Source organism: uncultured Sphingomonas sp. (assembly GCF_913774285.1).
Taxonomy (GTDB): Bacteria; Pseudomonadota; Alphaproteobacteria; order Sphingomonadales; family Sphingomonadaceae; genus Sphingomonas.
The window spans coordinates 41,864-65,547 of the sequence record NZ_CAJYHX010000018.1; the positions used below are offsets into that span (position 1 = coordinate 41,864).

Genomic DNA, 23,684 nt, shown 5'->3' on the forward strand with positions numbered 1-23,684 from the left:
TGGAAGTCACCGATCCCCACCAGCTGGGACATGTCGGGGCCGACACCAAGCCCGGCGTGCGGGACAACGGCCCTGCCAGCAAGACCGTGGTCGCCGGCTTCGGCTTCTGGGTGTTCCTGCTGACCGACATCGTGATGTTCTCGGCGCTGTTCGCCACCTATGCGGTGCTGGCCAACGCCACGGACGGCGGGCCGACCTCCAAGATGCTGTTCAGCCGGACGACGGTGGGCATCGAGACGGTCTGCCTGCTCTTCTCGACCTTCACCTGCGGCCTCGCCTTCCTCGCGGCCAAGCGGCAGAACGTCGGGGTGACCCAGCTGATGCTCGCGCTCACCGGCGTGCTCGGTGCCGCGTTCCTCTCGATCGAGCTGCGCGAGTTCGCCAGCATGATCGCGCAAGGCGCGGGTCCGTCGCGATCGGCGTTCCTGTCGGCCTTCTTCACGCTGGTCGGCTGCCACGGCCTCCACGTCACCGCCGGCCTGGTCTGGCTGGTGTCGCTGTGCGCCCAGATCGCCACCCGCGGGTTCGAGCCGAAGGTGCAGCGCAAGCTGCTCTGCTTCAGCCTGTTCTGGCACGCCCTGGACATCGTCTGGGTCGCCGTCTTCACCATCGTCTATCTGTTTGGAACCAGCCTATGACCGACCATCCCACGCATGCCGGCCACACCGATACGGCGCCCGGCGAAGAACAGGACAGCTTCCTCTCCGGCAGCGCCGGCTACATCATCGGCCTGCTGCTGGCGCTGGCGCTGACGGCAACGTCCTTCTGGGCGGCGGAATCCGGGGCGCTCTGGCGCCCCGGCGTACCGATCGGGCTGTGCGTGCTGGCGGTGGCGCAGATGGGCATCCATCTGGTGTTCTTCCTCCACATCACCACCGCGCCGGACAGCACCAACAACGTCCTCGCGCTTGCCTTCGGCATCATCATCGTGGTGCTCGTCGTGGTCGGATCGATCTGGATCATGGACAACCTGAACGCCAACATGATGCCGATGGATCAGGCGATGCACATGCAGCCCTGACGCCGTGGCGGCCGGGTGGCCGGAGGACAGTGCCAACGGAAGGCCAGATCGACGACTTCCGACCACCCGCCGCTACCGAGGCTGCGCCGTTCGGGCTCGGCCGCTTACATCATCCCCGGCGCCACCGGAACGGCGTTGCTGAAATCCACGATGTCATCGACCCGCCCGTCCTTGAAGGCGAACAAGAACTCGAAGCGTTTCTCCTGGCACATCCCCTGGAGCGCGATCACCATCCGCGAGGTTCCGGGCTCCCCGGTCTGATCGATGCTCTCGTCAATCATTTCGACCGCGCAAGACGAGGCGGGCAGCGCATCCCGAAGCTTGGTGAACGCCGTCGCGCCGTCAGGCGTCAGATATGGCCCCGCCGCCTCCGCACCCTTGGTGTAATAGCCCTCCATCAGGCGCCGAACCTGCTCGACCCGCTGCATGTCGATGTTCGGGAACACATAGGCCGTCCGCAGGGTCGACACCATGCGCGGCGGCCCATCCGCCGCACTGGCCCCCGTCGCCGCCAGCATCAGTGCGAGCGCCAAGACACTTGCTTTCCTTCGCTTCATCGCTTTCCCCTCTTGGACGACTCCGATGGATTGATCGCGTACAGCTGGACGAAGTGCCGCGACGAGCATGGGCTGGCTAGAGGCACCGGCGCCGTGTCTCCCCGGGCCATCGCACCTGGCCGGTCATTCGTCGCGCGGTTCCACAACAGCCGCTGCGCAACAGTTCGTTACGTTTGCCGATCTCGTGCGTTGAGCCCGCCATGGCCAAGAAACCCGCATTGCTCTCCCCCGCCGAACGCAGCACCATCCTCGAAGCCAACCGCACGCTGAAGATGGCGCGCTCGGCGCATGCCTATGTCCGCGGCAATACCGCCAAATTCTACGACTGGCTCGAAAGCTCGCCGGTTTCCGCGCGGGTACCGCAGGGCCCGTCGATCTGGATCTGCGGCGACTGCCATGTCGGCAATCTCGGCCCCCTCTCCAATGGCGACGGCCGGGTCGAGGTGCAGATCCGCGACATGGACCAGGCGGTGATCGGCAATCCCGCGCACGACATCATCCGCCTCGGCCTCTCGCTCGCCACCGCCGCGCGCGGGGCCGACCTGCCGGGGGTCGTCACCGCGCAGATGCTGGAGGAGATGATGGAAGGCTATGTCGCCGCCATCCACGATCCGACCAGCGGCGACCCCGGCGTCGAGCCCGATGTGGTGCAGAGCGTCACGCGCCGCGCGCTGGGTCGCCGCTGGCGCCATCTCGCCAAGGAGCGGCTCGACGCGGTGGAGCCGCAGATCCCGCTCGGCAAGCGTTTCTGGCCGATCGAGGACAAGGAGCGCGCCGCGCTCGAGGCCGCGCTCGCCAAGCCATCGGTGCTGGGTACCGTGCTTGGCACGGAAGACGCCGATGCGGCGCGCGAGATTCGCCTCGTCGATGCGGCTTATTGGATGAAGGGGTGCAGTTCGCTCGGGCTGCTGCGCTATGCCACCATTGTCGCGATTCCCGATGACAAGGGGCGCAAGGACTATGCGCTGATCGACCTAAAGGAAGCGATCGACCCGATCGCACCCGCCGCACCGGGTGCCGAGCTGCCCGAGGACAATGCCGATCGCGTGGTCGCCGCCGCGCGTGCGCTCTCGCCGCATCTCGGCAGGCGGATGGCCCCGGTGCGGATGCTGGGCCGCTCGCTGTTCGTCCGCGAACTGGCGCCGCAGGACCTCAAGCTCGAGCTCGACCAGTTCAGCCGCGGTGAGACGGTGAAGTCGGCCCGCTACCTCGCCTTCGTCGTCGGCAGGGCACATGCCCGGCAGATGGACACCGACGCGCGCGATGCGTGGCTGGAGATCCTTGCGGCCGATCGCCGCGGCAACCTCGATACGCCGTCCTGGCTGTGGGAGAGCGTCGTCTCGCTCGCCGGCCGCCACGAGGTCGGCTACCTCGAGCATTGTCGGCGCTATGCCGTTGCGGCCTAGGTGGCGTCGTAGGCGTAAAGAAGACCTATGTCTCGCGTGCTTCGGAAGCTGCCTCGCCTCGGACGGGCAATCCAGCGAGCGCGGCCTCGGCCTTTCGACAGCCGAGGACCGCGCATGATCAAGTATTGCGCCTATTGCGGACGCGAATCACAGGTCGTGGTGTTCGCCCAAACATAACAGACGTCGGGCAGCGGCGTGTAATTGTTGGGAGGCGGCTCGCTGGAGCCTGTATCGGGGCAGTGCGGGCCCGCGAAATAGGACCAACACTCGTTCGGCGTACCAAAACCGCCAGGATTGGCGATACACTGCGCGGCGACCGCCCTGCACTGATCCTGCGTCCAGACGTCATCATCCTGGACAGGTGCAGCTGCAGCAACCGAACTGACGCAAAGAAGCAGACCGGCAAATATCTTCATAAGCCACTCCTCCCGTTTCGACGCACCTTCGCGAGGTGCAAACGGAAGGCTAGCGCATCCGCAACTATAAACAAGTCGCGGTATCCGACTGGCGATCTTTGTTTGTTATTGGCTCTGCCGCGACTCATGAAGCTCGCGACTATCGATGGGGCGAGTACCAGCCGAACCCGGAGGCCCCGCGCGACCACCCAGGCGCATCACGCCAGCGAGCCCGCACCGAAGCGCTTCTTCCCATCATCCAAATCTGTCTGGAATGGCCCTATGGCGGAGAGGGAGGGATTCGAACCCTCGGTACGGTTACCCGCACAACGGTTTTCGAGACCGCCCCGATCGACCACTCCGGCACCTCTCCGCTAGGGAGGATACGCGCTTCGGGAGGCCCGAGCAGCGTACCGGTCGCTGTGAGGCGCGGCCACTAGCGCAAAGTTCTGGGGGCCGCAAGCAGGCTCTTTCAAGTTTTTTCGCGAATGCGGAAGGCGCGTGCGTCGCCCCCCTCCCGGATCGGGAACGTGCAGCCTCGCCACCGTTGCCGTTGCGCGTCCGCAACCCTAGATTGGGGGCATGTCAGAAACCAATGGTTCGCTTCTTTCCATCGACTCGGGCACGCCGATGCCGCCGATCGCCAGCGCGCGTTTCGCCATCGGCGACGTGGTGCGCCACCGCCTGCTCGATTTCCGCGGCGTGATCTTCGACGTCGATCCCGTCTTCGCGAACACCGACGAATGGTATGATTCGATTCCGGTCGACATGCGGCCGGCCAAGGACCAGCCCTTCTACCATCTGCTCGCCGAAAATGCCGATTCGACCTATATCGCCTATGTCAGCCAGCAGAATCTGGTGGCGGACGACAGCGACGAGCCGGTCGACCATCCCGGAATCAGCGGGCTTTTCGACAGCTTCGATGCGGGCCGCTACCGGCTGAAGCCGAATCATCGCCACTAAGCGCGCGTGACTCGGAAAATCGCTGTTTCGTCTTGCGGACCGGTTGACATTCCCGCCCCCCTCGCATAGTTGCGCCCTTCCTCCTGCCGAGGTGCAACCTTGGCGGGCACATGCATTTGAACCAGAGAAGAGACCGATGTTCGCTATCGTGCGCACGGGCGGCAAGCAGTATCGCGTTGCCGCAGGAGACAAGATCGTCGTCGAGAAGCTCGACGGCGAAGCCGGTTCGTCGGTGACGCTGGGCGACGTCCTGCTGGCCGGCGAAGGCGGCGAGCTGAAGGCTACCGACGGCCTGACCGTTTCTGCCGAAATCGTCGCGCAGGCGAAGGGCGAGAAGGTCATCGTCTTCAAGAAGCGTCGTCGTCACAACTATCGTCGCAAGAACGGCCATCGCCAGCAGCACACGATCCTCAAGATCACTGCTATCGGCGCGGCCAAGTAAGCGACTGACGAGACACGAGGAGTATAGACAATGGCACATAAGAAGGCAGGCGGCTCGTCCCGCAACGGTCGCGACTCTGCTGGCCGCCGTCTTGGCGTGAAGAAGTTCGGCGGCGAGACGGTTCTCGCCGGCAACATCCTCGTGCGTCAGCGCGGCACCAAATTCTACCCGGGTGTGAACGTGGGCATGGGCAAGGACCATACCCTTTTCGCGCTCGTCGAAGGCCGCGTGTCGTTCAAGGAAGGCAAGCTTGGTCGCAAGTTCTGCTCCGTAGACATGATTGCCGAGGCGGCCGAGTAACATCGGGCGACCGTACGGGTTGCCCACCAGGGCGACCCGGGTTCGGATGAACCAACCGAAAAAGGGAGACGGGTCGCCCCGGTCTCCCTTTTTTATTGCTCCCCTGACACCGCGGTGAAACAGCCATGCCGCAAGGGCGTGCGCAAGAAGCCGCAGGACCGAGGAGAGTGGTCATGTTCGTGCGGACCCCAAGACTGACGTTACGTCCCGGCTGGCCCGAGGACGCCCCCGCCCTTGCCCGGGCAATCGACCATGAGGCGGTGGTGCGCAATCTGTCGCGCGTGCCCTGGCCCTATTCGATCGAAGCGGCCGAGACCTTCCTCCAGCACTGGACCGACACGCGCTTCCTGGTGTTCGAGCATCAGGGCGGCAGCGTGGCGCTGATCGGCTGCGTCGGCATCGACAGCGTCGGGGATGCGCAGCACGAGCTCGGCTATTGGTACACGCCGTCCGCCTGGGGCAAGGGCTATGCCACCGAGGCCGCGCGCGGCGTGCTCGCGGCGGCGTACGCAGCGGGCATCCGCCGGGTGACGTCGCGGCATGCGGTCGACAACCCCGCCTCGGGGCGCGTCCTGCGCAAGCTGGGGTTCCAGCCGACCGGCGAGGTCGCGCCGCTCTGGTCCAAGGGCCGCGGCAGCGAGATGGCGTGCATCGGCTTCGAACTCGATCTGGACGCCGAAGACTGCCGATCGGGCCCGCAACCCCGCCTCGCCGCGTGACACCAATCTTATCCTCCCCCGCCAGGGGGAGGATAAGGCGTGGCGCTTCCCCCCGCGCGCAAGCTCGACTAAGCCGGCAACATATGGACACAAGGCCAAGAGCTTGACAACCAAGGCGGCGCGCCGGCGCCTATCCCCAGAAGAATCGCGTGATGCTGCGCTGGAAGCCGCACGTTCGCTGCTGATCGAGGACGGCCCGCAGGCGGTGACGCTCAAGGCCGTCGCCGCCCGGATCGGCCGCACCCATGCCAATCTGCTGCACCATTTCGGTTCGGCGGCGGGACTCCAGAAGGCGCTCGCCGCGAGCATGGCCGAGGCGGTGACCGCAAAGATCGGCGAAGCGGTGGTCCGCGCCCGGACTACCGACCACGATCTGCGCGAGGTGGTGGACCTCACCTTCGACGCGTTCGGGCGCGAAGGTGCGGGCGCGCTCGCCAGCTGGATGCTGCTCACCGGCAACCGGGACGCGCTCGACCCCATCCTGGAGGCGATTCACCGGCTGGTCGACCGGATCAGCGAAGGCGCCGATTCGCGCGCGCCGCTGCGCGAGGAGACGCTGCAGCTGACCCTGATGGCGCTGGGCGACGCGCTACTCGGCGCCCCGATGGCGCGTGCACTGGGGCTCCCCCGCGACAAGGCGCGCGACCTGGCGGCGGCGATGCTCCGCGAACGGATCGAGGCCACCGCCTAGCCGTCGCCCGCGATCAGTGCGGCACGGCGCCCAGCTCGACTCCGGTCTTGTCGTGCAGCGCGAAGCGATCGACGATGTCGGCACTGGCGCGGTTATAGCCGACCACCTCGACCGCCCGGCCCTCGCGCCGCAGCCGCGCGACGATCTTGTCGAGCGCCGCCACGCCCGAAATGTCCCAGAAATGCGCCGCGGACACATCGATCCGCACCGCCGTGGCGACGCGCTCGGCCTGGAAGGCGCGGGTGAAGCGGTCGACCGAGGCGAAGAAGATCTGGCCTGCCACGCGGTAGGTCGCGACATCTCCCTCCGCGGAAAGCAGCCGCTCGACCGCGAACATCCGCTGCACCTTGGCGGCAAAGAAGATGCCCGAGAGCAGCACACCGGCAAGCACCCCCATCGACAGGTCGCGCGTCGCCACGACGACGATCACGGTCGCCAGCATCACCGCCGAGGAGGTCGGCGGATGGCGGCGCAGATTGCGAATCGAGTTCCAGCTGAACGTCCCGATCGACACCATGATCATCACCGCGACCAGCGCCGGCATCGGCACCCGCCCGACCCACGGGCCCAGCACCGCCAGCAGGAACAGCAGGAAGGCACCCGCGACGAAGGTCGACAGCCGGCTGCGGCCGCCCGAGGTGACGTTGATCACCGACTGGCCGATCATCGCGCAGCCACCCATGCCGCCGAACAGCGCCGCGACGATATTGGCGCCGCCCTGCCCCGCGCATTCCTGGCGCTTGTCGCTGTCCGTGTCCGTCATGTCGTCGACGATCTGCGCGGTGAGCAGCGATTCGAGCAGCCCCACTGCCGCCATGGTCAGCGCGGTGGGGAAGATGATCCGCAGCGTCTCCAGCGTCAGCGGCACCTGCGGCAGCGCGAAGCCGGGCAGGCCCTCCGGCAGCTTGCCCATATCGCCCACGGTATGCACCGGCAGCCCCAGTCCAATGCTGATCGCGCTCAGCACGACGATGGCGATCAGCGGCGAAGGCACCGCCCTGGTCAGCCGGGGGAAGCCGTAGATGATCGCCAGGCCACCGGCGACCATGGCATAGGTCTGCCAGCCAACATGGGTGAGCTGGGGCAGCTGCGCCAGGAAGATCAGGATGGCGAGCGCATTGACGAACCCGGTGATCACCGAGCGCGAGACGAACTGCATCACCAGATGCACCCGCAGCAGCCCGGCGACGATCTGGATCAGCCCCATCAGGATCGTCGCGGCGAAGAGATACTCGACGCCGTGCGCGCGGACGAGCGGGCCGACCAACACCGCGACCGCAGCGGTGGCGGCGGAGATCATGCCGGGCCGCCCGCCGATCAGCGCGATCGTCATGGCGATGGCGACCGAGGCGTAGAGCCCGACGCGCGGATCCACCCCGGCGATGATCGAAAAACCGATCGCCTCGGGAATCAGCGCCAGCGCGACGACGATGCCGGCCAGGATGTCACGGCGCGCGCCGGCGCCGTCTGTGCGCCATTGGCGCAGATATGCATTGAAATCGAAGGTCATTGAAAATCCACAACAGGGCACGTGGCGCCAGGCGGCGCGTCAGCTTGGTGCGTGTTGTTGTCCGGCGGATCGGCGGCCGGAATAGCCACCCGGAATTGCACCGGGTCCTTGCGAATGCGCGGCTCGTAGCGGATCCGAGCTTAGGACGCAAACCCACACGCGCCGCGAGCGCCACTGCTCGCTTCGCGCGCAGTCACGTCACGCGGTCTTGTCGAACCGGTTCGGCCGCTGGGTACTTTTTCCGGCGAGCAACAGGATCAGCACGAGCAGCGTGATGATGTAGAGGAGATTGCTGAGGAAAACGGACAGGAACAGCGTCATGTCCGGCTCCGCGCCGGCGCCGATCGCCGCAAACAGCCGCGGCATCTGCACCGACGAATAGAGGATGAAGGGCAGCGGCAGGATCCCCCACAGGCCGGACCGACCGGTGTCATGGAGCCGCCGCGCCACCGCGGCGGCGTAGAGTAGCACTGCCGAACCGAAGGTGACGACGAAGTAAAGGATGATCCATCCGATCGGCACAAAGGCCGGATGCTCGCCGTGCATCGAAACCGTATAGTCGCCCGGGCCCTGGGTAACCGTGACGCTCTCGGGATGTTGTGCCGCAAATTGCTGCATCGCTTGGAGCATGGTTACTGCGATCGGCACGAATACGAGCGCGCCCGCGATCATGACGAGGACGAACGCCACCGCAGCATAGGGCCAGAAGCTCGCGCGGTCCTCGCGTCCGGAGAAGTCGAGCAGCCGTTTGAAATGCTCGCCCAATGCTACCGTCGTCGTCATGCTGCGAAGTCCCCCGATCGAACTCGATCCTGCCGCGCGGCAGGCGGCAGGTCAAACCTTTGCCGGAACCCGCGTGAAACGCCCTACTCCGCCGCCTGCCCCATCCGCTGGGCCTCGCCCGCCACCGCCTCGCGTACCGCGCGCGAGAGCGCCGCGACGGTGAACGGCTTGCGCAGCACCGGTCGATCGCGGAGCTGCTCGGCGCTCGCCTCGCCGGTGAAGCCGGTGACGAACAGGACTGCGACGCCGTGCAAGGTCGCCTCGACCGCGGCGATCATCTCCGGCCCGGTCTGGCCGGGCATCAGCACATCGGTCATCACCAGGTCAAGCGATGCCATCGCCTCGATCGCGGCAGGCGCGTGCAGCGGATCGGCGCAGCCGACTGCGCGGTGCCCCAGTTCCCGCAGTGCCGCCAGCGTGGCCGCCAGCACGCGCGGATCGTCTTCGACGACCAGAATGTCGTAGCTGTCGCCCGCCTTCTCCTCAGCGGGCTCGGCCACGACCGCCGCCGTGGCCGCCCCGGTCAGCGCCCCCTTGTAGCGCGGCAGGTACAGGGTCACCGTCGTGCCCGCCTCGGGCGCGGTCTCTATGGTGATGCCGCCGCCCGACTGGCGGACGAAGCCGAAGATCTGGCTGAGCCCAAGTCCCGTGCCCTTGCCGACCGGCTTGGTGGTGAAGAAGGGTTCGAAGACGCGCTCCAGCACCTCGGGCGTCATGCCGCAGCCATCGTCGCGCACGGCGACCGAGACATAGTCGCCCGCCGCACAATGCCCGACCTCATTCGCCGCCAGTCGCGATTCGCCGGTGGTGATCACCAGCGTGCCACGCCCGTTCATCGCATCGCGCGCATTGACGGCGAGGTTGAGCACCGCATTTTCGAGCTGGTGGCGATCGACCCAGATCCGCCAGCCCATGCCTCGGTCCTGTGCCTCCACCCGGATCGCGTCGCCCAATGTGCGATCGAGCAGGTCGCGCATGCCGCGGATCAGCGCACCGGCATCGACGGGCTCGGGCGCGAGCGATTCGGAGCGCGAAAAGGCGAGCAGCTGGCGGGTGAGCGCGGCAGCGCGGTGGGCGCCTTCCATCGCGTTGTCGAGATGGCGCGCGGCCTCGCGGGGATCGCTCTCCATCTGACGGCGGGCCAATTCCACCCCGCCCAAAACAACGGCCAGCATATTGTTGAAATCATGCGCGATACCGCCGGTGAGCTGACCCACCGCGTCCATCTTCTGCGCCTGGCGGAGCTTGGCCTCCGCAACCTCGCGCTCACGCGCTTCCTCGCGCAGCTGGGCGGTGGCCGCGGCGACGGCTTCGCGCAGTTGCCCGGTCCGCTCTCGCTCCCAGGCGGCATCGGCGTCGGCGAGCGCACGGTCGCCCTGCGCCTCGATCGCCAGCCAGCCGAAGATCACCGCACCCAGCGCGATCACCAGACCGAAGCCGCTGAGCACGCGCGAGGCATAGCTGCTGTTCTCGATCAGCTGCGCGGCGGCGCGGGTGCGATCCCGCAGCAACTGGCGCTCCTGATCGACGATGCTGTCGAGAAGTGCCTCCACCTGCTTGCGTGCCGGGCTCTCGCGCACCTGATAATAGGCGCCGAACGCATCGCTGTTGCGCTTGAAAGTGGTGTAGAGCGCGGTCGCGTCGAGCTCCTTGCCGCGCTCAGCGAACGCGCGCTGGAGTTGGCGGACCTGCGCGAACAGCGTCGAGTTGTCGCCGGTCAGCTGACGCAGCCGCTGGAGCTGTTCGCCTGCCTTGCCCCATTGGTCGCTATATTGCTGGCCGAGATTGCGGTCCGCGCTCACCACATAGCGGCCCAGCGCCGCCTCGGCCGAAGCGATGCCGCCGGAAAGCTGGTTGGCGCGCAGGATCACTTCGAAGCTGTGCTGCTGGAGCGCGATGGCGCGATCGCGCTCGAGATCGGTGCGCTGCTGAATCAGGATCAGCGCGCCGAGCACGAGCACGCCGGCCACTGCCAGCGCCGCCAGCAGGACCAGGCGCCAGTTCTTTGCGTGAACCGAACGCTCCAGAGACGGGATCGCTTCGCTCATCCGGCCCCGACTCTAGGCGTTTGGAACCAAAGTGGAAAGGCCGGTTAGGCGATGACCCCGACGGCCTGGCCGGCCGCGCGGAACATGCCGAGCACGCGCTCGATCTGCTCCGGGCGATGCTCGGCGCAAAGGGAACAGCGCAGCAGGAAGGTGCCGGCCGGAGTCGCCGGCGGACGCGCCATGTTGACGTACAGGCCGTTCTCCAGCAGCGCCTGCCACATCACCACCGCCTGCTCCTGGTCCTCCAGGATCACCGCGACGATTGCGCTTTCGGGCTTTTCGGTGCCGAGCTTGAAGCCCATCGCCGTCAGGCCGCCGTGCAGCGCACGGGCATTCTCCCACAGCCGGGCGCGCTTCTCGTGCGCGGTCATTAGCTTGCGGATCGACGTCGCCGCGGTCGCCACCACGCTGGGGGGCAGCGAGGCAGTGAAGATGTATGGGCGGCAGGCCAGCCGGATCGCCTCGAACTTCGGGTGGTTCGAGATGCAGAAGCCGCCGACGGTGCCGACCGACTTGGAGAAGGTGCCGACGACGAAATCGACCTCCGCTTCCAGCCCCTGGTCCTCGTACACGCCGCGGCCGTTGGGGCCGAAAAAGCCCATCGAGTGCGCTTCGTCGACCAGCACCATCGCGCCGTGCTTCTTGGCGACGGCGACCATTTCCTTGAGCGGCGCGATGTCGCCGAGCATCGAATAGACGCCCTCCAGCACCACCAGCTTGCCCGCTTCGGCCGGCAGGCGGCCCAGGCGCTTGTCGAGGTCCGTCACGTCATTGTGGCGGAAGCGGACGATCTCGGCATTGCCCTGCTTGCAGCCGTCATAGATCGAGGCGTGGCTGTCGGCGTCGAGGATGATGTACTCGCCCTTGCCCGCCAGCGTCGAGATCATCCCCAGATTGGCCATGTAGCCGGTGGAGAAGACGATCGCGCCCGACACGCCGTAGAAGTCGCGCAGCGCCTGCTCGACTTCCATATGGTCGCGGAAGGTGCCGTTGAGCATGCGGCTGCCGTTGGTGCCCGAACCGAACTGGTCGAGCGCATCCTTGCCGGCCTGGATCACGTCCGGATCGAACGTCATGCCCATGTAATTGTAGGTGCCGAGCAGGATCGTGTCCTTGCCCTTGATCACCGCCTCGGTGGGCGACTTGACCTGCTCCATCACGATCGCGAACGGATCGATCACGCCGCTGTCGAGCAGCGCCTGGCGCTCGGCGATCAGGCCGTCGAACTTGCTCATCAGGTCGGTCATCGCGTTCAGCCCTTGAGCTTCTGCACGGCGTCGACCAGCTGGCCGACATTCTCGATCTCGGCCTGCATGTTCATGGTGATGACGATGTCGAACTCGTCCTCGATCGCGGCGACGAAATCCATCACCGTCAGGCTGTCCCATTCGAGATCGCCCGCGAAGGTGGTGGTTCCCGAAAGCGCGACGCCCTTCTTGTTGAAGGGTTCGATCTGCGCGGCGACGATGTCGAAGATTTCTGCACGGTCAGTCATGCGGCCGGTCCTTAGATTGATCGGCCGCAGGTGCCAAGCGAATGCGGCGAAACCGGGCCCGTGGCGGGGCAGTGCCCGAAAGGTCAGGCCGCAGCCGCCGCGTCCGCGCTGCCGCCGGTGAGCACGCCGTGCACCCACAGGTCCATCTGCCCGGCGATCTTCTGGAGCAGTCCGGGGTGAAAATGGGTCACGTCGGCCATCTCGTCCGGGCTGTCGAGCAGGTCGGCGAGCTCAAGGACGAAGATGCGGCCCGGATTCTCGCGCGCCACCTGCCGCCAGATCGCGTTAAACAGCCGGCAGCGCTCGGGCGAGTGGTTGAGGCCCAGCCGGTATTTCTCGATCGGCGCGTCTTCCGGCGGCAGCACCACCAGCATGCGCAGGTCGTTCTCGATCAGGTGGATGCACAGCCGCAGCACACACTTCTGGTAGACGCCGCGTTCCAGCAGGTGCCATTTCCCCGGCCAGCGATTGTCCAGATAGTCGATGGTGGCGCCGTAGACGAGGAAGGGCGGGAAGTGCTGCGCCTTGTAGCTGTCATCGTCCATCATCCGCAGCGCGAAGAGGCGCGGATTGTTGTCGAAATCGATCGCCGGGCGAAACTGGCTGTAATGCGCGATGCCGCCGGACTGGCAATCGAACATGATGCGGATGCCCGCCTCGCCTGCCGACTGGCTGCTGAGTTCGGCACGGAGTGCGGCGCGGACTTCGGGCTCGTCGAAGCCATGGTCCTCGATCCAGTCGGGGGTGACGCGGCTGAATCGGCCGTCGAGCGCGCTGAAATCGGCCTCCGGCCAGTTCACCCGAATCTTGCCGAGGGCATATTCCTCCAGCCCCATGTGCATCGCGCGGCACGAGAAGGTGAAATGGACCAGCTTCTGCTCGATCCGGTCATACATCACGAAGCCGACCAGGCCGTAGCGGCCATATTTGTCCCAGGCGAAGATCGACCAGCTATCGTGTCGGGTCACGTTGATGATGTCGAGTTCGAGCTGGGCAGGATCGACCCGAGACTGGGTGTAGTTGAGCTGGTTGGCGCGGTTGATCAGCTCGGCGAGGCGCGGGACGAACTCGAGATTGTCCATGATGAACGGCGCACAGGCGCACAGGCCCGAGGCGCGCAGGAAGGCCTCGTTGGACTGGCCTTCCACCGCGCCGCGATCGCGCTTCTTGGCTTCCAGGATGCGATAGTCGGCGACGCGGCTGCGCGTGCCCGTCTGGAGCGCGAGCAGGCCGGCGAGCTGTTCGTCGGCATCCGCCGCGGTCGCATCCAGCGTCTGGATCTCGGGCAGCGCGTGGCGCACCTCGGCGAGATTGTGCGGGTTATCGTCGATGAAGAGGACGTTGACCGCGCGCAGCTGCAGGTCGGCGATGATGCCGCGGATCGCCTCGGCCTTGGGGGTGAAGGCGATGTGCGGGAAGACGAACTCGTCCCAAAGCCCGAACGCCTCCAGCTTTGCCCTTGCCGCCTCGAACTCGTTCTTCGAGCAGATCGAGGAGACCACGCCGCGCGCGTTGAAGGCGCGGACCATCTCGGCGCGCCGCTCGAACAGCGCGACCGCGTCGCCATCGGCGAGCGTGCCGCGCCACAGCGTATCGTCGAGGTCCCAGAGGATGAGCTTGATCGGGGCGGTCCACATGCCCCCTTTATAGAATGGTTAAGCGCCGCTTGGGCTCAGAGCAGCCCCTTCGCCCGGTACCAGCGCGCGGTCTCGACCAGCCCGGCATCGGTCTCCACCTGCGGCGTCCAGAGATTGGCGGGCGCCCGGTGCGCCGGATCGGCCACCCAGTCGGGATGGCAGAAATAGGAGACGCGATCGGGGGTGAGCTTGGCGCGCTTGCCCCGCAGCGCCCGGTCGACATGGGCGCCCGCCATCAGCACCGCCTTGGGCAGCGACAGCGCGAGCACCTTGCGTCCCACCGCGCGGCCGATGGCGCGGGCGAATTCGGGATGGGTCCAGCCCCCTGCCCGGCCGTCATCGGGGTCGATCTCGCCGGGGAAGCGATCCGCGGCGGCGAGCGCGAGAAGCAGCCGGCCGAGGTCGCTGACCTCGATCACCGAGATGCGGCCTCCCGGGGGCAGCAGCGCTAGGCCGAAGCGGGCGACGCGGAACAGCTCGAGCATCTCCAGGTCGCCCGGGCCGTAGATCGCGGGCGGGCGGATGATGGTCCAGTCGAGCCCGGAGTCCCGGACCAGCTTGTCGGCCTCGCCCTTGGACCAGCCATAGGCGGAGAGCTCGGGCTCGCGGCTGGCGAGCGAGGAGACATGGACGTAGCGCCGCACGCCCGCGGCCTTGGTTGCGGCAAGCATGTTCGCCGTACCGGTGATGTTGCCGTGCGCGAAGCCCTCACGATCGGGCGCGTTGACCACCCCGGCGACATGGATCACCGCATCCGCACCGGTGCACAGCTCGGCCAGCGCCGCGGTCGCATCGAGATCGCCGCAAATCCAGGTGACGCCGTCGCGCGCCGGCTGCTCGCGGCGGGTGAGCGCACGGACCTGATGGCCCGCTTCCAGCGCGAGCGCGATCAATCGCGATCCGACGAAGCCGGTGCCGCCGGTGACGGCGAACACGCTCACAGCAGCGCCATGTGGCTGCGGTGGACCAAAGCGGCGCGCGGGGCATAGCCGAGTATTTCGACCAGCTCCTCGCTCCGCCGCCCGACGATGCGTGAGGCATCGACATGGCCATATTCGGCCAGCCCGCGCGCAAGATGCTTGCCGTCCGGCCCTACCACGACGACCAGGTCGCCGCGGGCGAACCGCCCCTCCACCCGCGTCGCTCCCGCAGAGAGCAAGCTGCGGCCTTCCTTGAGCGCCTGCGCCGCGCCCTCGTCGATATGAATCGCTCCCTTGGCGGTCAGCCCGCCGCGCAGCCACGCCTTGCGCGCCGCAGCCCCCTTCTGCCCAAGGAACAAGGTACCGCGCCGCGTCGTCGCCAGTCGCGCCAGCGGATGCTCGACCCGCCCATCGGCGATGGCGAGATGCGCACCCGCACTGGTCGCGATCCGCGCCGCCTCGATCTTCGAAACCATGCCCCCCGACCCCATGCCCGAGGCCGAGCCGCGATCGGCCATCGCCTCGATCCGCTCGTCGATCACGTCGACCAGCTCGATCAGCTGGGCATCGGGATTGGTGTTGGGGTTAGCGGTGTAGAGCCCGTCGACGTCCGACAGCAGCACCACGCCCTCGGCATTGGCGGCGCTCGCCACCCGGGCGGCGAGCCGGTCGTTGTCGCCGAAGCGGATTTCCTCGGTGGCGACCGAATCATTCTCGTTGATCACCGGCACCACGCCGAGGCGCAGCAAGCGGTCGAGCGTGGCGGAGACGTTGAGATAACGGCGACGATCCTCGAGGTCGTCGAGCGTCACCAGCATCTGCGCGGCAGTCATCCCCTGGTCGTGGAGCAGCTCGGCCCAGATGCTGGAGAGCGCGATCTGGCCGGTTGCCGCGGCCGCCTGCGCGTCCTCCAGGCTGGCGCGGCCACCTTTGGGCAGCTTGAGCCGCCGCGCGCCGAGCGCGATCGCGCCCGAGGAAACGATGACCAGCTGCTGCCCCTCGCGCGCCCGGGCACCGAGATCGGCGACCAGCGCCGCCAGCCAGTCGCGGCGAATCTGCCCCTCGCGATCGACGAGCAGCGAGGAGCCCACCTTCACGACCAGCCGGCCGCAGGTCGAGGGGCTGAAGCCGATGGCGTCGGCATGGCGTGCGAGCGCGGACATGGCCGCGCTCTTAGCGGTGCGGTTCGGCATCTGCCAAGCCGATCAGACGATCGATTCGCGCTGGAGGTCGCTGCAATGGCCGACGCCGGTTGCCTTGAGCCGCGCGATCACCGCGTCGCGGGTATCGCTGTCGCCGGCCCGGATCTCGCCCAGCTCGGCGGCGGTGAGCAGCACCACGGGCACCGCGCGGACGGGCGAGAGCGGCATGTCCTCGATCTGCGTGTCGAAATCGGGCTCCGGGCCGCCGATCATCACGCCGAGCACGTCGTCGGCGGTGAGGAAATGGGCGGGCAGCCGCGCCGCGATCGCGGCCGAGCTGGAGACGTTGGTGAGTTCGAGCGGGATCGGGCCATGACGTTCGAGCGGGCGGAGGATGCCCTGTTCCTCGGCGACGATCGCCGCCACGCGCCGCAGCACCTCGAGCATCCAGCCGTCGCCCGCCACCTGCGCCGGCGCACCCTCGCCCGGCCCCTCGACGAACAGCTCGATCTCGAAGCCGTTGGTGGTCGCGGTCTCGTCGAACGGATCGGAGAGGCCGTCGGTCGCCAGTAGGATCGCGTTGCCGCGGTGGATGAGCCGATAGGCCTCGTGCCCGCCCGGCCAGAGCGAGCCGGCCGGAGCGGAGGAGAGGATTCGATCACTCGCCGGCCCCAGCGCCGACCAGAACAGGCCGCGCGCCTCGGCCGAACGTTCGGCGACGCTGGCGATTCGGTGTGGCTCAGGCCGGCTAACCGCCTGCGCCTTCGCACCAAATAACCCACGCAACCAGCCGAACGCACCCATCCGCGTCTCTCCCAAAAGGAATCAGACGGGAAGCGTTGCCTTAGAAATGCGTCAGAGCGGCGACCATTGAACCGGTTCTTCACCATCTTCGGCCGTTTCGTCGGCTGCCCGGTTCTCGTTGGGGCCGATGATTTCCAGCAACTGATCCAGCACCCAGTCGACCCCGGTGCCGGCGGCGCCGGACAGCGGAATGACTTGCGCGCCGCTCGCCTCTTCGAGCTCGGCGGAGAGCGCGGCGATCAGTTCGTCGTCGAGCATGTCGATCTTGTTGAGCGCGATCACCGTCGGCTTGTCCGACAGGCCGGCGCCGTACGCCTCCAGCTCGTCGCGGACGATGCGGTAGCTGGTCGCCACGTCCTCGTCATTGGCGTCGATCAGGTGGAGCAGCACGCGGCAGCGCTCGATATGGCCGAGGAAGCGGTCGCCGATGCCGGCCCCTTCCGCCGCGCCTTCGATCAGGCCGGGAATGTCGGCGATCACGAATTCGCGCTGCTTGTGGCGCACCACGCCCAGCTGGGGGCGCGTGGTGGTGAAGGCATATTCGCCCACCTTGGCCTGCGCATTGGTGACCGCGTTGATGAAGGTCGACTTGCCGGCATTGGGCAGCCCGACCAGCCCCGCATCGGCGAGCAGCTTGAGGCGCAGCCACACCCAGGCCTCCTCGCTCGGCCAGCCGGTGCCGTGCTGGCGGGGCGCGCGGTTGGTCGAGGTCTTGTAGGTCGCATTGCCGCGGCCGCCGTCGCCGCCCCGCAGGAAGACGATGCGCTGGCCTTCCTTGGTGAGATCGGCCAGCAGCGTGCGCTCGTCGTCGTCGGCGAGGATCTGGGTGCCGATCGGCACCTTGATCACCAGATCGTCGCCGCCAGCACCGGTGCGGTTCGAGCCCGAGCCGCCGCTCCCGCGCGGGGCACGGAAATGCTGGGTGTAGCGGAAGTCGATCAGCGTGTTGAGGCCGGCGATCGCCTCGAAGACGATGTCGCCGCCCTTGCCGCCGTTGCCGCCGTCGGGGCCGCCATATTCGATGAACTTTTCGCGACGGAAGCTCACGGCACCGGGTCCGCCGGCACCCGAGCGGACGAAAATCTTGGCTTGATCGAGGAAATGCATCGCGGGCCCATATACGTTCGACGCAATTTCGTCACCCCCGGCAGCGCGCGTGCCGAACGCGATGACACTTTCCGGGTGGCATCGGCGTTCAGCACGGCTATACGCGACCGGATCGTTTCCGCCCGTTTTCCGTTTCAGGGGCGCAAGGATCCCAGCTCTGAAGGACGTTCAGCGAACAGCATGAATTCGATCGATCGCTACATGGCGCGGCTGATCGCGGTGCCGCTGATCTCCACCCTGATCATCTCCGCGATGCTGCTCGTGCTCGATCGCATGCTGCGGCTGTTCGAGTTCGTCGCGACCGAGGGCGGTCCGGTGAGCGTGGTGTGGCGCATGCTCGCCAACCTGCTGCCCGAATATCTCGGCCTCGGCATCCCGATCGGGCTGATGCTCGGCGTGCTGCTCGCCTTCCGCCGGCTCGCCACCTCGTCCGAGCTCGACGTGCTGCGCGCGGTGGGCGTCAGCTACACCCGGCTGCTGCGCGTGCCCTATATGTACGCGATCGTGCTGGCGGCGGTGAACTTCGCGATCGTCGGCTTCGTCCAGCCGACCTCGCGCTACAATTACGAGCAGCTCCGCTTCGAGCTGCGCTCGGGCGCGCTCGGCGCCTCGATCAAGGTCGGCGAATTCACCAGCTTCGGCTCGAAGATGACGCTGCGCATCGAATCGAGCCAGGACGAGGGCCGCGACCTGCGCGGCATCTTCGTGGAAATGACCAACAAGGACGGCACGCCCCTGGCCGTGACCGCGCAGAAGGGCCAGTTCCTCCGCTCGGACGATCCGGACACGATCATCTTCCGGCTGACCAACGGCACGCTCGTCCATTACGACAAGAGCTCGCCGGTGCCGCGGGTGCTGACCTTCACCACCCACAATCTGCCGATCCCGCTCCCCAAATATGAGCAGTTCCGCAAGCGCGGCGACAGCAATATCGAGCGCACGCTGCCCGAGCTGGCAGTGATCGGCCGCAACCGCTCGGCCCCCGAGATCGATCGCGAGACCAGCCGTTCGGCCTTCCACTATCGCATGGCGGAAGTGACGACGATGTTCCTGCTGCCGATGCTGGCGGTGGCGCTGGCGATCCCGCCCAAGCGCTCCACCTCGATGCTCGGCGTGTTTCTGTCGATCCTGATGATCGTCACCTATCACAAGGTGAACGAATATGCGCAGGGCGTGGGCAGCCTGGGGCTGATCGATCCGATCATCGCGCTATGGGTGCCGTTCTCGATCTTCGCAGGGCTTACCGTTTGGATGTACTACACCGTCGCCTATGTGCCCGGCGGGCAGCCGATCGGCGCGCTGGAGCGCGTCTTCGCGAAGACCGCCAAGCTGATCGGACGGCTGCTGCCGGGCGCCAGGCGACGGCGCCGCAAGGCGGAGGCGGCGCGATGAGCCTGCGCGGCCTGTTCCCCTCGCCCACCGTGTCGCTGTACATGGCGCGGCTGTTCGTGTTCCGCACCTTCGCGCTGCTCGGTGCGCTGGTGCTGGTGCTGACCTCGCTCGACCTGCTGACCGAAAGCGCCGGCATCCTGGCCTATCCGGGTAACGGCAACGCGCAGATCCTGCACTATGCCACGCTGCGGGTGCCGCAGATCATCTCGACCTTCCTGCCCTATTCGGTGCTCGGCGGCGCGATCTTCACGCTCGCCCAGCTCAACCAGAACAGCGAGATCATCGCGCTCAAGTCGGGCGGCCTCTCGGCGCACCAGGTGCTGGCGCCGCTGATGCTCTCGGGCCTGGTCGTCGCCGGCCTTTCCTTCGCGTTCAACGACCGCATCGTCAGCCGCGCCACCTCGACGCTTGAGCAGTGGAAGAAGGTGGAGTTCGCGCCGCTGCCCGTCGATCGCGGCGACCGCGCCAATGTATGGGTGCAGGCCGAAGGCAATCTGATCAACGTCCAGCAGATCAAGGGCAAGGGCGACGCGGCCCAGCTGTACGACATCACCGTCTACCAGCGGACCAAGGGCTCGCTCGCCGCGATCCTCACCGCCAAGCACGGCGTGCGCGCGGGCGACGGCTGGCGCGTCGACAACGTCAAGCGCTTCGACGTGGCGAGCGCCACGTTGACCCCGGTGCCCGACACGATCATCGGGAAGGGCGTGCGGCCGGACCAGTTCACCCTCGCCCATGTCGATCCCAATTCCAGTTCGTTCGGCGAACTCAGCGTCGCGATCGGCGAGCTGAAGGCGGCCGGTCGCCCGACCAAGGCGCTCGAAGGCTCGCTGTGGCACAAGCTGTCGGGGCCCCTCTCGGCGTTCCTGATGCCGCTGCTCGGCGCCGTCTCGGCGTTCGGCCTGGCGCGTTCGGGCAAGCTGTTCGTGCGCGTGGTGATCGGCATGGCGCTGGGCTTCCTCTATTTCGTCGCCGACAATTTCGCGCTGGCGATGGGCAACCTGGGCGCCTACCCGCCCTTCCTCGCCGCCTGGGCGCCGTTCCTGCTGTTCCTGATGATCGGCGAAGCGGTGCTGCTGCGGACCGAGGAATAGGCTATCCAGGCGGCAACCACCGCCTGAGGCCCTTCCCGATGTACCGAACCAGCACCCGCTTCCTCGCCGCCGCCGCCCTGGCGCTCGCCCCTGCCGCGGCATGGGCCGCGCCCGAGCAGCTTTACCAGGGAACGGTCGGCACGGCGCGGATCGTGATGGCGCTCAGCGAAGACAAGGCCGAGGTCTTCGGCCAGTATTTCTACCTCACCAAGCGGCTCGACATCGATCTCTCGGGCAGCCTCCGTGGCCCGACGCTCGATCTCGAATCGCGGGTGACCGGCGACAAGCTGCACCTCACCCGCAGCGGCGCGACGCTCGTCGGCACGCTGATCACCGCCAAGGCCAGGCGTCTGCCGGTCAGCCTGCGCCCGGCCGGTGCACCGCAGGCGCTCCCGGCCGACCTTCCGGCCAAGCTGAGCGCCTATGAACGCTGGCACCTCACCGGTCTCCAGTTCACCCCGCAGCAGACCGAGACGATCAACGGCAGGACGATCCGCTGGTACCGCGAGCCGATGTCCGGCATCCGCCTGTTCCGCATCGAGAGCGGCTATGCCGCCCCGGCGCTGGCGGCAGTCAACCACGCGCTCGCCCGCAACCAGTGGCAGGACGTGTCGGCCTGGTTCGCCTGCATCGGCTATGAGGGCGGCCCCGGCACCGACGTCTCCGAAGCGCAGAAGCCCTGGCTGGGGGCGAACCATGTCAGCTATGTGTGGAATGCGAGCTGGAGCTGCGCGGGCACCGCACATCCGGACTTCGCCACCGCCGGCCACAGCTTCGACATGCGGACGGGCCGCGAACTCAGGCTGGACGATCTCCTCCACTTCGGCGCCGGTCCGGTACCGGCGGAAGACAGCGACGCCTGGTACAGCTATCGCAGCAAGCGCTTCGCGCCGGGCGTGGTGGCGCTGCTCAAGCGCTACCATCCCGCGGAAATGACGAAGCCCGCCGAGGGCGAAGAGGACGGCTGCGACTATTCGGATCCGGAGGTTTGGGACTTCCCCGGCTGGGCGCTCTCCGAAAAGGGCCTGTGGCTCGGCGCCTATTTCGCGCGGGTGCAGCGCGCATGCGATGCGCCCGACTGGTCGATACTCCCCTGGTCCGCACTCGGGCTGAAGCCCGGCGAGCGGCCGTAGCGCAATTCACGGGTGCGTCCTGGCCCAGTCCAGCGCGCTCTGCAGCGTCGTCACCCAGACCTCGCCCCGATGCTGGGCGAGCCAGGCGAGGAACGCCCGGTGCTCGGCGTCGGGCACCGCGGCGTAGTCGCCGCCGACGCCGTGGAACAGGAATACCGCCCAGCCGCCCCCCTGCTCGGCCTCGCGGACATAGTCGATCATCTTCTCCGCCGTCGCGCCTTCGCCGAACGGCCGCGAGGGGATGTGCATCGGGTCGGCCTTGGAGACATCGGCGCGGGCATCCGCCGGCGTATCGACTACGCCGCGCACATAGGTGACCGTGCCCGCCTTGCGCAGTTCCTCCAGATAGTCCTTCCCGCCCGCCAGGCTCTGGCCGCAGGGCGTGGCGAAGCCGTGGCGGTCGCGGCCGTCGAGCGCGCGCAGCAGCACGTTCTGCTGGGCGATCTCGCGCAGCATGCTGGTGATCGTATAGGCCTCGCTCACATAGCGCGGATCGGCGGGATAGACGTCGTGCGCGCAGGGATGGAAGATCGTGTGGTTGGCGAGTTCGTGCCCGCCCCTCGCAGCCGCCCGCCAGCGCCACACATCCGCTTCCTCCACATTGGCGAGAAAGAAGGTGCCCTTGATCCCGGCAGCGTCGAGCGCCGGAATGGCGTGATCGAGCTGCGAGTCGAGTGCGTCGTCATAGGTGAGCACCACCGCTGCCTTGGCACCGTTCGGCCACCGCGTCTGTGCTGTCGCCGGCAGCGCCATCCAGGCGCAAAGCACCGCCGCTGCGAAAACGTGCCGCATCATCCTCTCCTCCGATCCGCGCGGGAGCCTAGCCCGGGCGCGGATGCGCGCAAGAGAATGCGCCGAAAGAAAAGGGCCGGCGCACCGCCCGGTGCCCGGCCCCTTGCCTGTCGCCCTGCGCCAATCAGCGCTGGCGCATCGTGCCCTGCGCGAGCTTCACCACCAGCCCCGAGAGCGTCGGATAATTGGCCTTGTGATAGACCGAGTCCGGCGAGAGCGCGGCGACCAGGCGGCGGTGCGCCTCGCCCAGCGAATGGTACGGCACCGCCGGCAGCAGATGGTGCAGCGCGTGGTAGCGCAGGCCCACCGGTGCCCAGAGATAGGGCAGGAAACCCGGCTCCGGCACGTTGACGCTGTCGAGATACTGCGCGGTCACCGTCAGCGGCTCGCCTTCGTTCTCCCACAGATGCGCGACCAGCGTGCGGACCTGGTTGATCACCGCCGAGCAGGCAATGATCGCGACATAGGCGAGGAAGGCACGCAGCGGCAGGATGCCTGCGACCGTGATGCCGATCAGCGTGATCGCGAACAGGCTTGCCCCCAGCTCTTGCCAAAACCACTGGCGACGGAATTCGCCTTCGGGTTCGCGGCGCTCGAACGACGGATTGATCTGCAGCCCCGAATAGCGCGCGACGACGAGCCGGCGCAGCTTCGGCGAGAAGAGCGACAGCGGCGCCAGCACCGCAAAGCGGAGCAGCAGCCCGATCGGCATCAGCACCGAAACGAGCAGGAACAACGGCAGCGTCCACGGCTTCATCAGCGCGAGCGGCAGATATTCCGGATCCTGATCGGTACCGTAGCGGGTGCGGGCATGGTGAATCGTGTGGATGCCTTCGTACATGAACGACGGCAGCAGCAGCGGCACGCCGACGAACGCGTTCCACGCGGTGCGGAAGCCCGGCAGCAGCGAGTGCTTGAGATGAGTGATCTCGTGGATGAACAGCTCGGCGCGGTACAGCGCAAACACCGCGATGATGCCGCCGATCACCGCCACCCAGGGCGAGGCCGCGAACATCGCGGTCGCCATGCCGGCATAGCCGATCGCTGCGGACAGGAAGCAGTCGGTCCAGTACATCGCCTTGCTGGGCGTGTGGAGATCGCGGGTCAGCTCCGCGGCGGCGCGCAGCATCGCGCGGTCGTCGGGAACGCCCGAAAGGCGGATGCGCGCGATCGTCGCCGAGATTTCGGCGTCCGGGGCGTCCGGATGATCGAAGACTAGCGATTGGGTCATGGGTAGTGCCATTGGCCTTAGATAGTGGCTACAAGGTGGCATTACAGGGCGCCCATTGGGCCGTTTCGCCCCGCGGCATGCCTGGTGCTTGACAGGCGCCCT

General features: G+C 67.2%; 24 protein-coding genes, 1 tRNA gene and 1 other annotated feature. Of the genes, 11 read left to right on the plus strand and 14 right to left on the minus strand.

The genetic code is table 11. The annotated features are described in order from the left end of the window. Positions 1-86 precede the first annotated feature (86 nt). Positions 87-638: a cytochrome o ubiquinol oxidase subunit III gene (gene cyoC / locus QZ670_RS07820; RefSeq protein ID WP_294253778.1), complete on the plus strand. Its 552-nt coding sequence runs from the start codon at positions 87-89 to the stop codon at positions 636-638. Further along, on the plus strand, positions 635-1,021 hold the full coding sequence (gene cyoD, locus QZ670_RS07825) for a cytochrome o ubiquinol oxidase subunit IV (protein WP_294253699.1): 387 nt from the start codon (positions 635-637) through the stop codon (positions 1,019-1,021). The genes cyoC and cyoD overlap by 4 nt, the downstream gene beginning before the upstream one ends. Before the next feature lie 104 nt (positions 1,022-1,125). Here cyoD and QZ670_RS07830 read toward each other — a convergent pair whose 3' ends face one another. After that, entirely contained in the window at positions 1,126-1,554 is a 429-nt protein-coding gene (locus QZ670_RS07830; protein WP_294253701.1) for a hypothetical protein, read from the minus strand. A 224-nt stretch (positions 1,555-1,778) separates the two neighbouring features. On the opposite strand from QZ670_RS07830, the gene QZ670_RS07835 reads away from it, so the two are divergent. Further along, complete coding sequence (locus tag QZ670_RS07835; RefSeq protein ID WP_294253702.1) at positions 1,779-2,984, plus strand: DUF2252 family protein; 1,206 nt, start codon at positions 1,779-1,781, stop codon at positions 2,982-2,984. A gap of 678 nt (positions 2,985-3,662) precedes the next feature. Here QZ670_RS07835 and QZ670_RS07840 read toward each other — a convergent pair. After that, positions 3,663-3,752, minus strand: a tRNA-Ser gene (locus QZ670_RS07840). A 209-nt stretch (positions 3,753-3,961) separates the two neighbouring features. Here QZ670_RS07840 and hspQ point away from each other — a divergent pair. The 5 genes from hspQ to QZ670_RS07865 all read left to right on the plus strand — a co-directional run bounded on the left by hspQ (position 3,962) and on the right by QZ670_RS07865 (position 6,494). Continuing rightward, the gene (hspQ, locus tag QZ670_RS07845; RefSeq protein WP_294253704.1) at positions 3,962-4,342 is read left to right on the plus strand and encodes a heat shock protein HspQ; all 381 of its coding nucleotides are present in this window, start codon (positions 3,962-3,964) and stop codon (positions 4,340-4,342) included. Between the two features lie 136 nt (positions 4,343-4,478). Continuing rightward, complete coding sequence (rplU, locus tag QZ670_RS07850) at positions 4,479-4,784, plus strand: 50S ribosomal protein L21 (RefSeq protein WP_064313799.1); 306 nt, start codon at positions 4,479-4,481, stop codon at positions 4,782-4,784. 30 nt (positions 4,785-4,814) lie between these two features. Next, a complete protein-coding gene (gene rpmA / locus QZ670_RS07855; RefSeq protein ID WP_064313800.1) occupies positions 4,815-5,084 on the plus strand; it encodes a 50S ribosomal protein L27 in 270 nt (89 codons plus the stop codon). A gap of 173 nt (positions 5,085-5,257) precedes the next feature. Next, entirely contained in the window at positions 5,258-5,803 is a 546-nt protein-coding gene (locus QZ670_RS07860) for a GNAT family N-acetyltransferase (RefSeq protein ID WP_294253708.1), read from the plus strand. A gap of 103 nt (positions 5,804-5,906) precedes the next feature. Beyond that, entirely contained in the window at positions 5,907-6,494 is a 588-nt protein-coding gene (locus QZ670_RS07865) for a helix-turn-helix domain-containing protein (protein ID WP_294253709.1), read from the plus strand. Positions 6,495-6,507: 13 nt separating this feature from the next. Here the strand turns inward: QZ670_RS07865 and QZ670_RS07870 are convergent, their stop codons facing one another. The 10 genes from QZ670_RS07870 to obgE all read right to left on the minus strand — a co-directional run bounded on the left by QZ670_RS07870 (position 6,508) and on the right by obgE (position 17,940). Next, positions 6,508-8,004, minus strand: coding sequence for a SulP family inorganic anion transporter (locus tag QZ670_RS07870; RefSeq protein WP_294253711.1), 1,497 nt, complete (start codon positions 8,002-8,004; stop codon positions 6,508-6,510). A 55-nt stretch (positions 8,005-8,059) separates the two neighbouring features. Further along, positions 8,060-8,115, minus strand: a sequence feature (sul1 is cis-regulatory element that is thought to sense ions involved in sulfur or methionine metabolism; They are found in Alphaproteobacteria). Between the two features lie 87 nt (positions 8,116-8,202). Continuing rightward, positions 8,203-8,787, minus strand: coding sequence for a DUF805 domain-containing protein (locus QZ670_RS07875; RefSeq protein WP_294253712.1), 585 nt, complete (start codon positions 8,785-8,787; stop codon positions 8,203-8,205). An 83-nt stretch (positions 8,788-8,870) separates the two neighbouring features. After that, positions 8,871-10,835 (minus strand): ATP-binding protein, encoded by a 1,965-nt coding sequence (locus QZ670_RS07880; RefSeq protein WP_294253715.1) that lies wholly within the window; start codon positions 10,833-10,835, stop codon positions 8,871-8,873. A 44-nt stretch (positions 10,836-10,879) separates the two neighbouring features. Further along, entirely contained in the window at positions 10,880-12,082 is a 1,203-nt protein-coding gene (locus tag QZ670_RS07885) for an aminotransferase class I/II-fold pyridoxal phosphate-dependent enzyme (protein ID WP_294253716.1), read from the minus strand. 5 nt (positions 12,083-12,087) lie between these two features. Continuing rightward, positions 12,088-12,330 (minus strand): acyl carrier protein, encoded by a 243-nt coding sequence (locus QZ670_RS07890; protein ID WP_294253718.1) that lies wholly within the window; start codon positions 12,328-12,330, stop codon positions 12,088-12,090. An 83-nt stretch (positions 12,331-12,413) separates the two neighbouring features. After that, complete coding sequence (locus QZ670_RS07895; RefSeq protein ID WP_294253719.1) at positions 12,414-13,967, minus strand: hypothetical protein; 1,554 nt, start codon at positions 13,965-13,967, stop codon at positions 12,414-12,416. Between the two features lie 35 nt (positions 13,968-14,002). Further along, entirely contained in the window at positions 14,003-14,908 is a 906-nt protein-coding gene (locus QZ670_RS07900) for an NAD(P)H-binding protein (protein WP_294253720.1), read from the minus strand. After that, a complete protein-coding gene (gene proB, locus QZ670_RS07905) occupies positions 14,905-16,050 on the minus strand; it encodes a glutamate 5-kinase (RefSeq protein ID WP_294253721.1) in 1,146 nt (381 codons plus the stop codon). Before proB ends, QZ670_RS07900 begins: the two co-directional genes overlap by 4 nt. A gap of 42 nt (positions 16,051-16,092) precedes the next feature. Then, complete coding sequence (locus QZ670_RS07910) at positions 16,093-16,833, minus strand: suppressor of fused domain protein (protein WP_294253722.1); 741 nt, start codon at positions 16,831-16,833, stop codon at positions 16,093-16,095. Positions 16,834-16,884: 51 nt separating this feature from the next. Beyond that, positions 16,885-17,940, minus strand: coding sequence for a GTPase ObgE (gene obgE / locus QZ670_RS07915; protein ID WP_294253723.1), 1,056 nt, complete (start codon positions 17,938-17,940; stop codon positions 16,885-16,887). Between the two features lie 180 nt (positions 17,941-18,120). Between obgE and lptF the strand changes: the two genes are divergently transcribed. Genes lptF through QZ670_RS07930 form a run of 3 tightly spaced genes read left to right on the plus strand, consistent with a single transcriptional unit; the run spans position 18,121 to position 21,559 of the window. Further along, positions 18,121-19,332 (plus strand): LPS export ABC transporter permease LptF, encoded by a 1,212-nt coding sequence (gene lptF, locus QZ670_RS07920; RefSeq protein WP_294253724.1) that lies wholly within the window; start codon positions 18,121-18,123, stop codon positions 19,330-19,332. Further along, positions 19,329-20,426, plus strand: a complete 1,098-nt coding sequence (gene lptG, locus QZ670_RS07925) for an LPS export ABC transporter permease LptG (RefSeq protein ID WP_294253725.1) — start codon at positions 19,329-19,331, stop codon at positions 20,424-20,426. Before lptF ends, lptG begins: the two co-directional genes overlap by 4 nt. A 38-nt stretch (positions 20,427-20,464) precedes the next feature. Then, positions 20,465-21,559, plus strand: a complete 1,095-nt coding sequence (locus tag QZ670_RS07930) for a hypothetical protein (RefSeq protein WP_294253726.1) — start codon at positions 20,465-20,467, stop codon at positions 21,557-21,559. A gap of 6 nt (positions 21,560-21,565) precedes the next feature. Here QZ670_RS07930 and QZ670_RS07935 read toward each other — a convergent pair whose 3' ends face one another. Next, positions 21,566-22,351, minus strand: a complete 786-nt coding sequence (locus QZ670_RS07935; RefSeq protein ID WP_294253727.1) for a polysaccharide deacetylase family protein — start codon at positions 22,349-22,351, stop codon at positions 21,566-21,568. 124 nt (positions 22,352-22,475) lie between these two features. Beyond that, complete coding sequence (locus QZ670_RS07940) at positions 22,476-23,582, minus strand: fatty acid desaturase (protein ID WP_294253728.1); 1,107 nt, start codon at positions 23,580-23,582, stop codon at positions 22,476-22,478. Between the last annotated feature and the right edge of the window lie 102 nt (positions 23,583-23,684).

Bases quoted from the DNA above. Each gene is read 5' to 3' on its own strand.
- cyoD (WP_294253699.1), top strand. From the start codon at position 635: ATGACCGACCATCCCACGCATGCCGGCCACACCGATACGGCGCCCGGC.
- QZ670_RS07835 (WP_294253702.1), top strand. From the start codon at position 1,779: ATGGCCAAGAAACCCGCATTGCTCTCCCCCGCCGAACGCAGCACCATC.
- hspQ (WP_294253704.1), top strand. From the start codon at position 3,962: ATGTCAGAAACCAATGGTTCGCTTCTTTCCATCGACTCGGGCACGCCG.
- rplU (WP_064313799.1), top strand. From the start codon at position 4,479: ATGTTCGCTATCGTGCGCACGGGCGGCAAGCAGTATCGCGTTGCCGCA.
- rpmA (WP_064313800.1), top strand. From the start codon at position 4,815: ATGGCACATAAGAAGGCAGGCGGCTCGTCCCGCAACGGTCGCGACTCT.
- QZ670_RS07860 (WP_294253708.1), top strand. From the start codon at position 5,258: ATGTTCGTGCGGACCCCAAGACTGACGTTACGTCCCGGCTGGCCCGAG.
- QZ670_RS07870 (WP_294253711.1), bottom strand. From the start codon at position 8,004: ATGACCTTCGATTTCAATGCATATCTGCGCCAATGGCGCACAGACGGC.
- QZ670_RS07875 (WP_294253712.1), bottom strand. From the start codon at position 8,787: ATGACGACGACGGTAGCATTGGGCGAGCATTTCAAACGGCTGCTCGAC.
- QZ670_RS07880 (WP_294253715.1), bottom strand. From the start codon at position 10,835: ATGAGCGAAGCGATCCCGTCTCTGGAGCGTTCGGTTCACGCAAAGAAC.
- QZ670_RS07885 (WP_294253716.1), bottom strand. From the start codon at position 12,082: ATGACCGACCTGATGAGCAAGTTCGACGGCCTGATCGCCGAGCGCCAG.
- QZ670_RS07890 (WP_294253718.1), bottom strand. From the start codon at position 12,330: ATGACTGACCGTGCAGAAATCTTCGACATCGTCGCCGCGCAGATCGAA.
- QZ670_RS07895 (WP_294253719.1), bottom strand. From the start codon at position 13,967: ATGTGGACCGCCCCGATCAAGCTCATCCTCTGGGACCTCGACGATACG.
- proB (WP_294253721.1), bottom strand. From the start codon at position 16,050: ATGTCCGCGCTCGCACGCCATGCCGACGCCATCGGCTTCAGCCCCTCG.
- QZ670_RS07910 (WP_294253722.1), bottom strand. From the start codon at position 16,833: ATGGGTGCGTTCGGCTGGTTGCGTGGGTTATTTGGTGCGAAGGCGCAG.
- obgE (WP_294253723.1), bottom strand. From the start codon at position 17,940: ATGCATTTCCTCGATCAAGCCAAGATTTTCGTCCGCTCGGGTGCCGGC.
- lptF (WP_294253724.1), top strand. From the start codon at position 18,121: ATGAATTCGATCGATCGCTACATGGCGCGGCTGATCGCGGTGCCGCTG.
- lptG (WP_294253725.1), top strand. From the start codon at position 19,329: ATGAGCCTGCGCGGCCTGTTCCCCTCGCCCACCGTGTCGCTGTACATG.
- QZ670_RS07930 (WP_294253726.1), top strand. From the start codon at position 20,465: ATGTACCGAACCAGCACCCGCTTCCTCGCCGCCGCCGCCCTGGCGCTC.
- QZ670_RS07935 (WP_294253727.1), bottom strand. From the start codon at position 22,351: ATGCGGCACGTTTTCGCAGCGGCGGTGCTTTGCGCCTGGATGGCGCTG.
- QZ670_RS07940 (WP_294253728.1), bottom strand. From the start codon at position 23,582: ATGACCCAATCGCTAGTCTTCGATCATCCGGACGCCCCGGACGCCGAA.